The following is a 15,160-nucleotide window of genomic DNA, read 5'->3' on the forward strand; positions in this document are numbered from 1 at the left end:
CCCCCGCCCCTGCACCCTTTCCCCGGCAAGGCCATCCATCAGCTAACGACACGATCGTGCCCCCAAAAACTGCTCAGCCCTGACCCGATCGCGGGTGGAATCCCCTAAGCTATATTCCTAAGTCATGCTAATAAGTCATGCTAAACCCAGGGGTGAGCCGTCAAGCTGACCGGGTGGGTTCCTCGCCGTCGCCCAATGCTCGCAAGGCTTAGGAATTTAGCATGCCGTCCGAACCCCATCCCTGCCAGTTCGCACGGGCCAGTTTTTGCAGATAGGTGTACTTGCAAGCGGAGGTTTGCGGTGTCAGAACCAGAATATCCCCCTTCCTCGCCAACGCCCTCTTCGGCAGCCATCGTGCCGCCACTGGCGATCCCACTGACGCCTGCCCGATTAACCGGGAGTCCTGCTGTCGCCGAGGATAGTCCTGCTGATCGTCGGATTGCCACCCTGGAATTGGCGCTGGATGAAGCGCTAACCGTCCTGCAAGAATTACGCAGCCAACTCAAGGACCAGCAGATGTTGGAGGGCCAACTGGCGCGGCTGGAAGACTTCTCCAATATGCAGCACCAAGCGATTGGCGAACTGAAGCAACAACTAACCCAAATTCTTACCCTTGGCTTGAGTAGCGAGGGGCTATTGCGGCAGGCCCAAGTCAGTACCCTGGAGGTAGACTGTCCAGTCGCCCATCCCCGGCCCAGCGAGGGAGCGCTGCCCCGCTCAACGGCAACACCAGCGGTGACAGCGGCTTGGGAGGCGGCTGAGTCGGCGACCACGATCGCCACGCTCCAGCAAGCGCTAGCAACGGCCCATCAGCAAATCCATGCCCTGGAAACGGAAATTGCCCGCCAGACGATCGTGCAAGCCACCCTACAGCAAGCGTGTCAGGAATTAGAACAGGAGCGGGATCAACAAGCCAAGCGCCTGCAATCTCTAGAGCAACAACATGCGGAAATGCAGGAGCAAATCCTCAAGCAAGTGCGACAAGCCCAGGAGCATGAGGCGGCGATTCAGCATTGGCAAACCCGCTGCCTGGCAGGACAACAACAGGCGATGGCCATTGAGTCATTGCTACAACGTCTGGCCAGCCAATTAACCACTGGCCCCCCGGCCCCGGCGACGCTCACAACGACGTTCACCGAGGTACAAACTGCCCTCGCCGAACTCCTGGCCCTGCTAGCCCCCTCGACAATGGCCTCGCGGGAGGATTTTGAAGCCCGACGCATGGGGCCGCCCCCCGCCAACCCTAAACCCTTGCAGGTTGATTTACCCAGCTTCCTAAGTCGCCGTCCTTCCTGACGGGTGAGGCTGGGCTGGCTGGGCTGGTGGGGTATGGAGGTAGGCCCTGGTCGCCCAAGGTCTTCTCCAAAATCACCGGGTATAGAATTGCAGTCGCATGATGCACTGCCGATCGCCAAAGCAGGGTAGGATAGCCATCTTGCCTGTTTGACGATCGGCAGCCCCCGCGATCGCGATCGCCCAGGTCGATCAAGCTGACAATTCAGGCGCAACCATTCAGGCCAAATTATTGATTCACAAAGGTCGGTACGTTCATGGACAACAAACTGATGCTAATGATTCCGGGGCCAACCCCGGTACCCGAAAAGGTACTGCTGGCCTTGGCGAAACACCCCATTGGTCACCGCAGTCGAGAATTTTCCGACTTGCAGGGGGAGATTACCGCCCACCTCAAGTGGTTGCATCAGACCCAAAATGATGTCCTAATCCTGGCGGCCAGCGGGACGGGGGCGATGGAGGCCGGTATTATTAACTTTTTAAGTCCCGGCGATCGCGTGTTGGTTGGCTGCAATGGCAAGTTTGGTGAGCGCTGGGCGGAGGTCTGCCAAGCCTATGGCCTCCAGGTCGAGACGATCACAGCCGAGTGGGGCCAACCCCTTGATCCCCAAGAGTTCCAGGCCAAGCTGGAAGCCGATCGCGATCGCCAGATCAAGGCGGTTATTGTTACCCATAGCGAAACCTCCACAGGTGTGTTGAATGACCTAGGCACGATCAGCCAATTCGTGAAAGCCCATGACAAGGCCCTGTTGATCGTCGATGCCGTGACCAGCTTGGGGGCCACGAGTGTGCCGATGGATGACTGGGGCATTGATGTGATTGCCTCCGGCTCCCAAAAGGGCTTTATGTTGCCGCCTGGTTTGGGCTTTGTGGCCGTGAGTGCCAAGGCTTGGGAAGCCTATAAAACGGCGACGCTACCCCGGTTCTATCTCGATCTCGGCAAATATCGCAAGGATGCGGCCAAAAACACGACCCCCTTTACCCCGCCAGTTAACCTATTCTTTGCCCTGCAAGTCGCCCTGCAAATGATGCAAGCCGAAGGGCTAACGGCCATTTTCCAACGCCATGATCGCCTCATGCGGGCCACCCAAGCCGCCGTGCAAGCTCTGGGGTTGCCCTTGTTTGCGGCCCCCGGTGCCGGTAGCCCTGCCATTACCGCCGTTGCCCCCACTCAAGTAGAAGCCGAACAGGTGCGATCGGTGCTGAAAAAACACTACGACATTGTGCTGGCGGGCGGGCAGGATCACCTCAAGGGCAAGATCTTCCGCATTGGGCACCTGGGTTTTGTGGCGGAGCGGGATATCCTCGCCGTGATCGCTGCCCTAGAGGCCAGCCTTGGTGAATTGGGTTACCGCAGTTTTACGCCGGGGGCCGGTGTGGCTGCTGCCGCCAGTGTTTTTAGCCAATAGCCTGAGCGCCAATTTTCCGTTAGCGGCAACCCTACCGTTTACAGCGATAGCCATCCTCAATGGTTCATGCAGGATGGTGGGGTAGGCTTCTTGTCGGCGCGGGCAGGATGCCCACCCCACGCTGATAAATCACCTGGAATTGCCATAGCAGAGTACGCGTGAATGACGGTTCAATCTTGCAAACTTGCGAATAAGGGGCTGGCATTGCCCGTACCCCACTGGGCATGGAAGGGCGGTAAACCCATTAGCCGACCCTTGACCTCAAGCTGTCGCTAACCATTCAAAAATCAAATCTAACTGCTCCAGTGACACTAAGCCATACCGCCAAAGGGTAACAGGCAACAGGTGCAAATCATTATTACAGTAGCGAAGGGCAATCTTGATCGCTGCCGTAGAAACGAGCAGTTCTTCCTGGAGGAACTGAAGGAAGCGAGTATCAAATTTTTGGGCTGGCATGGGCTTCTGGCCTCCAGTGAGTAGCGGCGAGGGACTATCAATGCCGTGTGTCTTCTACTCCTAAAGGACACAAACACACAGCACTGCTCCCCTGCTGCCAACTTTTCAAGGGTACGATCGCGATCACAGACTACTACTATTTCTTCCCTAGGATCGTAATCATTAGCTGCGACAGGATAATGCCTTATAATGATTAGCCGAAATAATGAGTTGTCATCGATAAAAGATTAATTAGGCCAACCGTCGATACGATTAGGTCCGTAGGTTACCATGCCTAACCGAGTGGCTGGAATGTTTGTGATGAATTGCAACCTATCGCAACAAGAACATACAAAGCTAATAGTGTCTGCTCTCAGCAACTGAAGCAGTCGCGGTCCTCCCCGCTTCTGGGTTACCTCAACAAACTTGCTGCCCCACATCCCCCCGCCCCTGCACCCATCAGCGTCAAGAAGAGGTGGACCCACTAACGCGTTGCCAGGTCCCGCTCCCGCCCTGTGAGACGATGGGGGAGTTTTTCGGGCGATCAGCCATAAGATGGCGCCGTCACGGGCGGGGGATGCGCGATCGTGGCGAAGGTATCGTGGGCACACAATTAAAGACGCATGGTTATACATTTATAAATCTAAATTGATTTTTTTGAATTAACGGTACGGGAAATAAGATAACGATTTATTGCGTTTCACGAACCGGACGTTGCCAAATTACAATTGTGATAGTGCAGATGGGCATCTTAGGAATACGGATGTCGATCGATATCACGGATGTTAGTGGCTGTGACAAAAATTACGGGTATCGTCCGATACCACAGATGTCATGGATGTCAGCAAGCCCCGTCAACCGATGGAGGTGAATCCGCCACCAATGGTTATCCCAACTGCCAACAAACCTATGTCGCTTTCCTGCCCAATCGTCCCCCAACCAGGGCAGATCTGTCCCTGGGTAGCGTTGTTTAATCGTGTTGCTGATACTCACGGCCCCATTCCCTTGTTAGAGACAGGCACTCCCTTGGCATCCGATTCCCTTTCCCCTCCTGAGCTTGAGCAACTGATTCACCTTGGTGCCACAGTCAGTACCGTTTTGGCGCAACCCCATCCCCTGTTGGCCCGCCTCGATCAGGTAGTCCAAAGTTTATTGGCAACCTTCAGCGATAGCCGGATTTACATTTGGGCCTTTGACCGTCAAAGCCATTTCCTGGAACTGCAAGCGATCGCGGGTGAGCACCAGCAACTGAACTATTTTGCCAGCCAAATTCCCCTGGGGATTTCCCTGATTGGCCACATTGCCCAAACGGGGCAGCCCTACATTAGCCATGATGTTGCCCACGACATTTGCCTGAATACTCTCCCCACAACGCTAGAACCCCACCTGCGCAGTTTTGTGGGCTACCCTTTGATGGTGAGCGATCGCCTGGTGGGGGTGATGGCCCTATTACTGCCCTGTCCGTTAACCACCAGTATTGAGGTGGCGCTGCAAGGGGTGGCGGCCTGTCTGGCGTTGGCGATCGACGGTGCCCGGACCCAAGAGGAGCTACTGGATCGGCGGGAGGTTTTGTTGTTTCGTCTGGCCAACCAAATTCGTAACTCCCTCGATATTGATACGATTTTGGATGTGGCCGTTCACGAAATTCGGCAATTATTGGGGATCGATCGTTGCCATTTTCTGTGGTGTTGGACAACGCCAGATGCCGACCCCCAAGCCACCCCTCCCCAGGGGCTGTTGGCGATTACCCACGAAGATAAGCACGAAGAACTGGCTAGTCTCATTGGTGAATGTACTCCGGAACAAATGGCCATTTTGTGGCCCTATATTACCAATTTCCAGATTTTACGCGTTGAGGATATTGAACAGGAAGCGAGTCTCGATCCCCAACTCCAAACCCTCTTTCTGGACTGGGGGATGACGGCCCAACTGCTGCTCCCGGTCGAAACGCGATCGGGGCAAATGGGGGCGATCGTCTGTAGTCAGGCCAGTGGTCCCCGTGCTTGGCGGGATAGCGAAATGCAACTGTTACAGGCGGTGACGACCCAATTGGCGATCGCCATTGACCAAGCCGAACTCTATGCCCAAACCCGTGCCGCCGCCACCGCAGCCCAAACCCAGGCGCAGCAACTCTCGGAAGCGTTGGGTTATTTGCGCAAAACCCAGTCCCAATTGATCCAAAGCGAAAAAATGTCCAGTTTGGGCCATCTGGTGGCCGGGATTGCCCATGAAATCAATAATCCCGTTAACTTTATCAGTGGTAACCTAACCCACGCCAGCGACTACTTCCAGGATCTACACCACCTCATTGAACTTTACCAGGAATACTATCCCGATCCGGTGCCTGAGTTGCAAGCCTATGCCGAGGAGATTGACCTGGAATTTCTACTGGATGATTTATCAAGACTGCTCAGTTCAATGCACGTTGGCACTGAGCGCATTCGCCAAATTGTCCTTTCCTTGCGCAACTTCTCGCGGCTAGATGAAGCTGAGGTTAAACCCGTGAATTTGCACGATGGGATTGATAGCACTCTGCTGATCTTGCAAGGGCGTCTCAAGGCCAAGGGAGCCTGGAGCGGGATCGAAATACACAAAAACTATGGGAATTTGCCCCTCATTGAATGTTATGCCAGTCAGCTTAATCAGGTCTTCATGAACCTGCTCAGTAATGCGATCGATGCCCTGTATGACCAGCCCGAACCTCGGCAAATTACGATTACAACGGATGTGGCTTTAGCCGAGGCCGATGCTCAAACCAAGGTAGCTAAAATTAGCATTCAGGATAATGGGACCGGAATGCCGGAAAATATCCGCCAGCAAATTTTTGATCCGTTTTTTACTACCAAACCAGTGGGGCAAGGGACCGGGTTGGGCTTATCGATTAGCTATCAAATTGTGGTGGAGAAACACCACGGCTGGATTAGCTGCACCTCCCAACCGGGTGAAGGGACCACGTTTACGATCGAGATTCCGGTCAAGCGTGTCCCAGCGCGCCCGGCGGTCAGTGCGGCTTGAGTCCTGGTCACCCTGAGCCTGCCGAAGGGTTTTGGCGCCTATCTGCCAGCCTAGAACTGGCTGCTGCCAGAAACGTTCCCACTCTCCGTATTTTTCTAGAGTTAAGGGGTCACCCACTCGTCAGATTCCGCAAATCTCTAGAGTTCATTCCCACTGACGAGGGGATAGCCTAGGAGGAAAGGTCCGAACATGGGCAGGGTGCAGAATGGATTGCCAGGGGCGTCATCAACGGGGTAGGAGCGATCGTCATGGGCGTATTCCGGGATTTGAGCCATGCCTTTAAATTAAGCAAACCCGCCCAGGGGAAACAGCGTTCTGCTAGTTTCAAGCGCGCCCGATCAGTCCAGATGCAGTCCTTACCGTGGGGCAAGGTTGTTCCCAAGAATAATCAGGTAGTGACCTGGTCGGGGCGATTACCGGTGATGCCCCCGTACTGGTACCACTGGTTTTATCTATCCTCCCTGGACAAGCCAACGGCTGATGGTCGCTACAGTCCACGTCTGCAACCGGACTATACCCATGAACTGTACCTAGGCGTACTGAACCTGGACACAGGGGAACGGCGGATTTTGTTCCATAGCCAATTCCAGACACCACTCCCGGCATCACTGGCCGTTGCCCCCGCCGAAGCCACTGCCACAAGAAATCAAATCGCTGAGAAAATCGGGGATCTCTTTGCCCAAATGGTGGCGGCAACCAAGGGGGGAGAATACCTATTATCTGCCCAACCCGATTGGTGGCTGCCCGTGCTCCAAGCCTGCTATCGCCGGATTACACAACAAATGGAGTCGGCGATGGACTGTACGGCGGGGTAGGGTGAGGGGAGGTAGGCAAGTGGGCCGGTGGGCCGGTAATGGCTTTACCCCAAAGGCTGGGATATGTCCCCCAAAAGAGGCAATAGCCTTATTTTCCCGCCTCCCTTCTCTCTTCTCTCTCCTCAAAAGCGATCGATAATCGCCTGGGCAAATTCCGAACACTTCAAAGGCGGTTCCACGGGCGGTTCCATCATCCGAGCCAGATCGTAGGTGACGGCACGGTTGACGATCGCTTCCCCTAGGCCCTTGCGGATCAGGTCAGCGGCTTCTTGCCAGCCCAGGTACTCCAGCATCATGACCCCGGAAAGAATTAATGAGCCGGGGTTGACGCGATCGAGACCCGCGTGTTTAGGGGCAGTGCCGTGGGTGGCTTCAAAGATGGCACAGGTATCGCCAATGTTGGCGCCCGGTCCCATCCCCAGCCCCCCGACGATCGCCGCTGCCGCATCGGAGAGGTAATCCCCGTTCAGGTTCATGGTGGCGAGGATCGAATACTCATCGGGACGGGTTTGGATCTGCTGGAAGATGCTGTCGGCGATGCGATCGTTGACCATGATCTTGTCGCGCCACTGGCCGTGGCCATGACTCTCCCAAATGGCAGCGAGGACCGCCTCGACCTCCTGGCACACGGCCTGCTTTTTCTCGGCAGTGAGGGCGTCGTAACCCGGATCAATCCGGCGGGCGTTGTCTTCAATGCTGAGGTCGGGGTGGCGCTCCTTGTTGCTAAGAATCCAGGACTCGCGCTCGGTCACACACTCGGCCCGGAACTCGGTCGTCGCCAACTCGTAGCCCCAGTCACGGAAGGCCCCCTCCGTATACTTCATGATGTTGCCCTTGTGAACCAGGGTCACCATTTGCTTGGCCTTGGGTAGGCGCAGAGCGTGTTTGATCGCCCGCCGCACCAGGCGTTGGGAGCCGGTTTTGCTGATCGGTTTAATCCCAATCCCGGCATCGAGGGGAATTTGCTTTTTGCCGTGTTCAGGGGTAGCGGGGATGAGTTCCGTATTCAGGATCTTGATCAGCTTGTCGGCGATTTCCGTCCCCTGTCGCCATTCAATGCCCAGGTAGATATCTTCCGTATTTTCCCGATAGATGATCACATCCAACTTCTCTGGGCTGCGGTGGGGGGAGGGGGTGCCAGCGTAGTATTTGCAGGGCCGCACGCAGGCGTAGAGGTCAAAAATCTGCCGCAGGGCCACATTGAGGGAGCGAATCCCGCCCCCGATCGGAGTGGTCAAGGGTCCCTTAATCGCCACACCGTACTCGCGGATGGCGGTTAGTGTGTCCTCTGGCAAATATTGGTAGGTGCCGTAGCGGTCACAGGCTTCGTCCCCGGCGTAGACCTTGAACCAATTGATTTTGCGTTGGCCACCATAGGCTTTGGCGACGGCAGCATCAAATACCTTTTGCGAGGCGGGCCAGAGGTCAACCCCCGTGCCATCCCCCCGGATGAAGGGAATGATCGGATCATCGGGCACGATCGGTTCACCGGCTTGAAAGGTGATGCGTGAACCGGTGGTCGGGGGGGTGAGTTTCTCGTACATAGCCGCCAGCCATTGTCATGAAAGGTAACCCGTGAATCCTAGCACCTCTCCCCAACCCCACCATTGCATTTAAATTTACCAAACGGCAGCCGAGACGATAGGCCACCCCCGTGGAAGACTAGGAGGCCACGGGAATTTGGGCAAACGCCGCCGCGATCGCCTGCACGGGGGCATCGGCCCGTGCCACAATTTCAACCACCTTATTACGGGCTTGGGGTTGCACTAGGGCCTCCACACACACCTCCGCCACCTGTTGCCGGGAGAGGCTACCCTCGCAGAGGGTATCGGCTGGGGCCATCACCAGGGGCAGGGTTGGGGGGTCGTTTTTCAAACCGCCGGGACGGACGATCGTGTAGGGGATGCCGCTGCCTCGGATCACGGCCTCCGCCTGTTGCTTCCAGAACAGAACCAGCCAGAACAGGTTCAGGGGATGGAAAAACCGCGAAACACACAGGGAGGATACCAGGACAATCTGCTCAATACCCTCTGCTTGGGCAGCCTGCACTAGATGCTTGGTTCCCTCATAATCCACTCGATAGGGACCAGTAATATCAAAACTGGGGCGTGCCCCCGTGGCAATGATCAGGGCGGTGCACCCCGCGATCGCCGATCGTAGCCCGCTAGGGTCCAAGACATCCCCCACCACCCATTCAACCTCGGCAGGCAAAATGGCTTGGGCAGTGGCCCGATCGCGGACTAGGGCACGCACCGGAATCTGGCGATCGTGCAGGATGTGAACAATGCGGCGTCCGGTTTCCCCCGTCGCCCCCGCAACAAAAATACGCATAACCGTATGCAACTATGCCGCAATGGCTTAACAGAGTCGTTACAATTTTGACTGATAGCATGAAGTTTCGATAAACATGACCCATTTCAGTTCCAAAATCAACAAATCCTGGTGCCAACCTGGTGGACTAGGCAGTGAGCGGGGTACTCTGATCCCAGGAGTGAATCGCCATGATCGGCCCTAAGCGCCCCTCACTGGGTTAGACCTCCGTATGGATCGCCGCTTTGGATGCAGGACAGCAACATGCAGACACCCTTAACGCACTATCCCACCACCGATGGGTTTAACCTCGTGTTAGAGGACTACCCCGACACGGGGCATACCGATGATGCTGCCCACGCCATCATCGATGCCTTTCACGCAGAGGGCGCAGCGGCAGCGGAAACGCCAGAAATGATGCGCTTCTACAATCACTTTGTCGGCGCGATGGCCATGAATGCCCCGCCGGAGGTGGTTGCGGCCTATCTGGGGACCCACCACGAATGGTTTCGGCGCTGCTCCCACCCCATGAAGGCTGAACTGATCACGGAAAATGGCTATGCCCTCTCCCTGGGGCGGTTTGGTTCCTTTGGGTATGTGGTGGAACCCAAGATTGGCCTGGATCTGATGCCCCCAGATGCCGGCATCTACCGAATTCAGACCATTCCGGTTCCTGGTTATACCCCCAGCGGGTATGACGTGGATTTCCGGGCCGAGCTAGAACTGGTGGAGTCCCCCAGCGATACGAACCCGATGGATGGCTACCTCACCCAGGTGGAGTGGCGTTTAGATTTAACCGTCTGGCTCCAATTCCCCCAATTTATCCAGCGCCTTCCCTGCAACCTGATTGTCAAGACAGGTAACCATGTCCTTGGCCAGGTGGTGCGCCAAATCTCCCGTCGCCTCACCCACAAGGTCCAGGAGGATTTCCATACGGTGCATAACCTGCCCCTGCCCCAAGCTGGTAAAAGCTAGGTCCCCCTAGGGTGAGCATGCCAGGAAGTATTTTTACTCAGGAAAGTATTGCGAAATTGCAATAGTTCTGTTACATTTATTTACAGTAAAGCGTCAACAGTCATTTTGAACCTAGTCAGTTTAAGGGCTGCGGGCGTCAGCTTGGAAATTGATTCTCTCGCAATCGGTTGGGGGGGTTCCCCACTGTAGACAATCTAAACCAGCCAGATAGCATCTCGCATCTTGGTTTTCTCCTCTTGAGCCTCGGTTAGCCGCCGAGGTTTTTTATAGCGGCGAGTTTTTAGGTCGTGGTAGGCAGAACACGCCAGCTTTTGTCACTTGGCTACCGAGCGCTCAATAGAGTACTTTGTAAGTACGCTAGCCCTCTGTGGACGCCCGCCAAGATGCGAAAAGCTGAGTAGCTCCACTCAACCTTGCCCATTCCCAATATGACCAGCGAACGGCCTGCAACTGATAGCGATCGCCAGCAGATCCAGCAACTCACGCAGCAATGGGTAACGTTAGGAGTCCAACGGGAACCCATCAGGGTGAACACTTAGGCGTTGCGCCGACAGGACCATCGATTACCATTCGTTGATCAGACTTCCAACGTTAGCAGGATGGCAAAATCATTGAACGCTGGGGCCTTACAGACCTCTCCGATTTAATCAAAAAGTTGGGTTGGGGTGGCGAGGAAGCCGTTGCTGAAGCAGCTACCGGCTACAGGCTAAGTCCGATTGGAATGACTGAGTTAAGGGCATCTCGCAAAATACCCATCCTGCGCCCCCAAGCAGCGTTATCCTGTCGGTTGGAGGAGTTGAGTTGCCCCCATCCCAGATTAATCACAGTGCCCTTAATCACAAGATCTGAAATCCCAAAACAATTCAAACGAGGAGACATACGATGCTGACGGTTGCACAGTCACGCCCCAGTGAGCGGGCAGAGTTTATCCAAAAAACCTATTTTCACTTAGCAGGCGCGATCGCCGCCTTTATTGGGGTCACGGGTGTCCTTTTCCTGACCGGTATCGCTGAGTTAATGACTCGCTTTGTGGTGAGTAGTCGGTTTAGTTGGCTGCTGATCCTGGGAGCCTTCAGTTTACTGGGCTGGATGGCTAGAAGCTTGGCCGCGAAAGCAGATGAGGTAAATACCCAGTACATGGGTCTGGGCATTTATGTGGTGGCCCAAGCGTTGATCTTTTCCCCCCTGCTCTATATTGCGGCCTTCTTCTCCGATCCGAGTGTCATTCCTACGGCGGGGATTTTAACGGTGCTGATGTTTGCGGGCCTGACGGCGATCGCCTTCACGAGCAAAAGCGATTTCTCGTTTCTGCGCAGCATCCTGACGATCGGGGGGTTTGTGGCCCTGGGCTTAATTATTTGTAGCGTGATCTTTGGCTTTACCCTGGGGCTGCTGTTTTCCGTCGTGATGGTCGTCTTTGCGTCAGCCGCAATCCTCTACGACACCGGCAAGATCCTGCACCACTACTCAACCCGGCACTATGTGGCCGCTTCGCTGGAACTGTTTGCTTCGGTGGCGCTGTTATTCTGGTATATCTTGCAAATCGTGATGAGTGTGTCCCGCCGCTAGGGCTGATCGCGCATCATCTTGGCGCGGTGTCCCCTGTGCCTCTGGGGTGAATAGGGAACCACGGAGACCCAGAAAGCCCAGAGGCGCTCACCAAATATCAGGGGCAGCAAATCGAGGATGCACCCTGTCCCTATTGGGAGTCTTTTTGGCTGGTGAGTTGGATGCGTTCGCTGACTTCCCGCAACATTTGGGCGATCGCGGGATCTTTGTCCTTGAGTTGGCTGATCTTTTCGCAGCTATAGAGAACAGTTGTGTGATCCTTGCCGCCAAACTCCTCACCAATCTTGGGTAAGCTTAGGTCCGTATGCTGGCGCATGAGGTACATCCCCACCTGGCGAGCCAGACTGATTTCCCGGCGTCGGGAACTGCCCTTGATGTCATCAATGCTGATCTCGAAGCTGTGGGCCACCGCTGCGAGAACGGTTTCCGGTGACGCTTCCACCGTGCGATCGGGGGGATTCAGCACGGGCGCAATATTCGCAACCGTCATCGGTAGGCCGGAGATGGAGATATAGGCCACCACCCGGATCAGCGCTCCCTCCAATTCCCGGATGTTGGAGGTACAGGTCGAGGCAATGTATTCAATAATGTCGCGGGGTAGGCGGATTTTTTCGTACTCGGCTTTTTTCTGGAGAATGGCCATCCGGGTTTCGAGATCGGGCAGTTGGATATCGGCAATCAGGCCCATCGAAAAGCGGGAACAGAGGCGGGCCTGGAGGCGCGGGATTTGGTTGGGGGGACGATCGGAGGCCAGGACCACCTGTTTCCCGGCCTCGTGCAGGGTATTAAAGGTGTGGAAGAATTCCTCTTGGGTGTACTCCTTCCCCTCGATAAATTGGATATCATCCACGAGCAGGACATCCGCAGCCCGGTAATGCTCCCGGAAACTTTGCATACTGTCCTTCCGAATGGCGGCAATCAGGTCGTTGGTGAATTGCTCGGTGGAGACATAGAAAATCCGGGCATCGGCGTCAATCTCCAAACGATAGTGACCGATCGCCTGCATCAGGTGGGTTTTACCCAGCCCGACACCGCCGCACAGAAACAGGGGATTAAATTCCCGACCGGGGGACTCGGCCACAGCCAGGGCTGCCGCATGGGCCATGCGATTATTGGGACCCACGACAAATCGGGAAAAGACATATTTGGGGTTTAACTCGGTTGGGCGTCCGCTCCGCGTTGGGGCTGGGGCGGTACCGGACGGATTCGAGGTAGGGGTTGGCAGATCTACGGGTTCGATCGGAACGGCCCAGAGGGCGGCCACATCCTCCATCAGGGCGGCCACATCCTCCTGGACACTGGTAATCTGGAGTTCAACCGCATGGCCGAGGACCTCCTCAACTGCCGCTCCAATCGTCTTGAGGTAATACTTTTGCAACCAATTGCGAGCAAAGGGATTGGGCGTGCGGATCAGCAGGCAATTTTCCTCCAACCGCTCGGCACTGGAATTTTTGATCCAGGTTTCAAAGGTCGGTCGGCTCAGTTGTAACTGTAGCCGTTCTAACACCTGATTCCAGAGGGTATCGAGGGACGGGTCCACCACTATTCTCCACTGTGCCAGCCGCGAATCCAGCCGAACGATAAGATTAATAAGTAAACTACGACCTGCTCTCCCTAGCAACGGGGATAGTTACCCCCTAGGATACGTCGGGGGAGATGTCAACACGGTACAGCGCTCACCGAACCAGGGGTTCATATCATGGCAAGCCCAGGAGCGCCCGCCCCCTGCTAACCCTGCCACGATCGAACACCGGCTAACCCGGTTTGCGGGTGGACCCCGATCGTCAACCCAGAACAGCTTAGCTGGGGAGTCTACCTATCCTTAGCATTGCACAGTAGCATAGGGATGGGCAGGAGGGTGTTCAAAACAAGAACTTAGGCAAAACCTTGGGATTGTCCTTCGCTGCTCTCTGGGTTAACGGTTCACGCAATTGGCCGTTGATATTGGCTGCTGCATCCTGGCTGCCGACCTTAGCTCGCGGTATTGGCTTACGGTATTGGCTTACTACCTTAGCATTGCCCCATGAAATCAGACCGATCGTCTCCCTCTTTTTCCCGTTCACAATGGCTGATTTGTGTGTTGCTCCTGCTATTGGGCGCTGGATTGGCCTTTGTGGGCGATCGCGTGGCGTGGCGATCAGCGCGTATCCTCCAGCCCCCAGCCTCCCCCACAGATGCCCCAACGGATACCCCACTCTCCTCCAGCCCGATCGGGCGTTTGCCCCAACCCACGGATGCTGGCGATAACTTCATCGTCGCCGCCGCCGAACTCGTTAGCCCTGCCGTCGTGCGCATCAACGCCTCCCGCACCATCACCAACCAATTGCCGGAAGCGTTTAATGATCCCTTCTTCCGAGAATTTTTCCGATCGCGGGTGCCCCAGGAGCGCATCGAGCGGGGGACGGGGTCTGGCTTCATTATTCGGGCGGATGGCCTGATCCTCACCAATGCCCATGTGATCGATCAGGCAAACCTAGTCCAGGTGATGCTCAAGGATGGACGTAGCTTTGAGGGACGGGTATTGGGCACTGATCCGGTGACGGATGTGGCGGTAGTACGGATTGAGGCGACAGATTTACCAACCGTGACCCTGGGTGACTCGGATCGGCTGAAACCGGGCGAATGGGCGATCGCGATCGGCAATCCCCTCGGTCTGGATAGTACCGTCACAGCGGGGATTATTAGCGCCACGGGCCGCACCAGCCAGGAAATTGGGGTGACGGATAAGCGGGTCGGCTTCGTCCAGACGGATGCGGCGATCAACCCCGGCAATTCCGGGGGTCCCCTGGTCAATGCCCGGGGCGAGGTGATTGGTATTAATACCGCTATTATTGGGCGGGCACAGGGATTGGGGTTTGCGATTCCGATCAATACGGCGAAGCATATTGCCGATCAACTGATTGCAACGGGTAAGGTGGAGCATCCCTTCCTCGGTATCCAGATGGTGACGCTGACGCCGGAAACCCGCCAGGAAATCAACCAAGATCCCAATAGCGGGCTACGGGTGGAGCGCGATCGCGGGGTGTTGATTGTGCGGGTGCTGCCCAATACGCCAGCGGCCAGTGCTGACCTGCGCAGTGGCGATGTGATTACCCACATCCGTGACCAAGTTGTGGCCGATGCCCAGGCAGTGCAGAAGGGGGTGGAAGCGGCTGGGGTGGGCCAACCATTACCGATCACGATCGTCCGCGGTTCCCAAACCCTAACGATTACGGTGCGTCCAGCTCCCTTCCCCGCTTCGTTAACCCCCTAGTGGTCTGCCATACCTAACAGGGGGACTGGTCGGTTGGTGTCGAGTGTACGATGCCCAACACTCTCAACCACTGTGTTGGGTTGTCC

Annotated in this window: 12 protein-coding genes; 7 read left to right on the plus strand and 5 right to left on the minus strand. The window is 55.9% G+C overall.

Features of this window, described 5'->3' with window-relative positions; translation table 11 throughout:
* Positions 1–300 precede the first annotated feature (300 nt).
* Positions 301–1,296 (plus strand): hypothetical protein, encoded by a 996-nt coding sequence (locus ACWIUF_RS09690; protein ID WP_448572156.1) that lies wholly within the window; start codon positions 301–303, stop codon positions 1,294–1,296.
* 254 nt (positions 1,297–1,550) lie between these two features.
* Positions 1,551–2,702 (plus strand): pyridoxal-phosphate-dependent aminotransferase family protein, encoded by a 1,152-nt coding sequence (locus ACWIUF_RS09695; RefSeq protein WP_448572157.1) that lies wholly within the window; start codon positions 1,551–1,553, stop codon positions 2,700–2,702.
* 261 nt (positions 2,703–2,963) lie between these two features.
* On the opposite strand, the gene ACWIUF_RS09700 is transcribed toward ACWIUF_RS09695, so the two are convergent.
* Positions 2,964–3,158: a DUF2949 domain-containing protein gene (locus tag ACWIUF_RS09700; RefSeq protein ID WP_448572158.1), complete on the minus strand. Its 195-nt coding sequence runs from the start codon at positions 3,156–3,158 to the stop codon at positions 2,964–2,966.
* Positions 3,159–4,046: 888 nt separating this feature from the next.
* Here ACWIUF_RS09700 and ACWIUF_RS09705 point away from each other — a divergent pair.
* Positions 4,047–6,152 carry an ATP-binding protein gene (locus ACWIUF_RS09705; protein ID WP_448572159.1) on the plus strand — a complete coding sequence of 702 codons (2,106 nt, stop codon included), beginning with the start codon at positions 4,047–4,049 and terminating at the stop codon, positions 6,150–6,152.
* 137 nt (positions 6,153–6,289) lie between these two features.
* On the opposite strand, the gene ACWIUF_RS09710 is transcribed toward ACWIUF_RS09705, so the two are convergent.
* The gene (locus ACWIUF_RS09710; protein WP_448572160.1) at positions 6,290–6,427 is read right to left on the minus strand and encodes a hypothetical protein; all 138 of its coding nucleotides are present in this window, start codon (positions 6,425–6,427) and stop codon (positions 6,290–6,292) included.
* A gap of 72 nt (positions 6,428–6,499) precedes the next feature.
* Between ACWIUF_RS09710 and ACWIUF_RS09715 the strand changes: the two genes are divergently transcribed.
* Positions 6,500–6,967 (plus strand): hypothetical protein, encoded by a 468-nt coding sequence (locus tag ACWIUF_RS09715; RefSeq protein WP_448572161.1) that lies wholly within the window; start codon positions 6,500–6,502, stop codon positions 6,965–6,967.
* A gap of 122 nt (positions 6,968–7,089) precedes the next feature.
* Here the strand turns inward: ACWIUF_RS09715 and ACWIUF_RS09720 are convergent, their stop codons facing one another.
* Together ACWIUF_RS09720 and ACWIUF_RS09725 are read right to left on the minus strand one after the other, a co-directional pair.
* Positions 7,090–8,511, minus strand: coding sequence for an NADP-dependent isocitrate dehydrogenase (locus ACWIUF_RS09720; RefSeq protein WP_448572162.1), 1,422 nt, complete (start codon positions 8,509–8,511; stop codon positions 7,090–7,092).
* 118 nt (positions 8,512–8,629) lie between these two features.
* Entirely contained in the window at positions 8,630–9,298 is a 669-nt protein-coding gene (locus tag ACWIUF_RS09725; RefSeq protein ID WP_448572163.1) for an NAD(P)H-binding protein, read from the minus strand.
* Between the two features lie 243 nt (positions 9,299–9,541).
* Here ACWIUF_RS09725 and ACWIUF_RS09730 point away from each other — a divergent pair, with 243 nt between their 5' ends.
* Together ACWIUF_RS09730 and ACWIUF_RS09735 are read left to right on the plus strand one after the other, a co-directional pair.
* The gene (locus ACWIUF_RS09730; protein WP_448572164.1) at positions 9,542–10,252 is read left to right on the plus strand and encodes a DUF1997 domain-containing protein; all 711 of its coding nucleotides are present in this window, start codon (positions 9,542–9,544) and stop codon (positions 10,250–10,252) included.
* An 882-nt stretch (positions 10,253–11,134) separates the two neighbouring features.
* Positions 11,135–11,821, plus strand: coding sequence for a Bax inhibitor-1/YccA family protein (locus ACWIUF_RS09735; RefSeq protein WP_448572165.1), 687 nt, complete (start codon positions 11,135–11,137; stop codon positions 11,819–11,821).
* Positions 11,822–11,951: 130 nt separating this feature from the next.
* On the opposite strand, the gene dnaA is transcribed toward ACWIUF_RS09735, so the two are convergent.
* On the minus strand, positions 11,952–13,361 hold the full coding sequence (gene dnaA / locus ACWIUF_RS09740; protein WP_448572166.1) for a chromosomal replication initiator protein DnaA: 1,410 nt from the start codon (positions 13,359–13,361) through the stop codon (positions 11,952–11,954).
* A gap of 483 nt (positions 13,362–13,844) precedes the next feature.
* Here dnaA and ACWIUF_RS09745 point away from each other — a divergent pair, with 483 nt between their 5' ends.
* Positions 13,845–15,074, plus strand: a complete 1,230-nt coding sequence (locus tag ACWIUF_RS09745; RefSeq protein WP_448572167.1) for an HhoA/HhoB/HtrA family serine endopeptidase — start codon at positions 13,845–13,847, stop codon at positions 15,072–15,074.
* Positions 15,075–15,160 lie beyond the last annotated feature (86 nt).

The sequence above is a fragment of the Trichothermofontia sp. genome (assembly GCF_053493415.1).

Excerpts from the sequence above, each read along its gene's own strand:
- ACWIUF_RS09695 (WP_448572157.1), top strand. The coding sequence starts at position 1,551 with ATGGACAACAAACTGATGCTAATGATTCCGGGGCCAACCCCGGTACCC.
- ACWIUF_RS09700 (WP_448572158.1), bottom strand. The coding sequence starts at position 3,158 with ATGCCAGCCCAAAAATTTGATACTCGCTTCCTTCAGTTCCTCCAGGAA.
- ACWIUF_RS09705 (WP_448572159.1), top strand. The coding sequence starts at position 4,047 with ATGTCGCTTTCCTGCCCAATCGTCCCCCAACCAGGGCAGATCTGTCCC.
- ACWIUF_RS09710 (WP_448572160.1), bottom strand. The coding sequence starts at position 6,427 with ATGGCTCAAATCCCGGAATACGCCCATGACGATCGCTCCTACCCCGTT.
- ACWIUF_RS09715 (WP_448572161.1), top strand. The coding sequence starts at position 6,500 with ATGCAGTCCTTACCGTGGGGCAAGGTTGTTCCCAAGAATAATCAGGTA.
- ACWIUF_RS09720 (WP_448572162.1), bottom strand. The coding sequence starts at position 8,511 with ATGTACGAGAAACTCACCCCCCCGACCACCGGTTCACGCATCACCTTT.
- ACWIUF_RS09725 (WP_448572163.1), bottom strand. The coding sequence starts at position 9,298 with ATGCGTATTTTTGTTGCGGGGGCGACGGGGGAAACCGGACGCCGCATT.
- ACWIUF_RS09730 (WP_448572164.1), top strand. The coding sequence starts at position 9,542 with ATGCAGACACCCTTAACGCACTATCCCACCACCGATGGGTTTAACCTC.
- ACWIUF_RS09735 (WP_448572165.1), top strand. The coding sequence starts at position 11,135 with ATGCTGACGGTTGCACAGTCACGCCCCAGTGAGCGGGCAGAGTTTATC.
- ACWIUF_RS09745 (WP_448572167.1), top strand. The coding sequence starts at position 13,845 with ATGAAATCAGACCGATCGTCTCCCTCTTTTTCCCGTTCACAATGGCTG.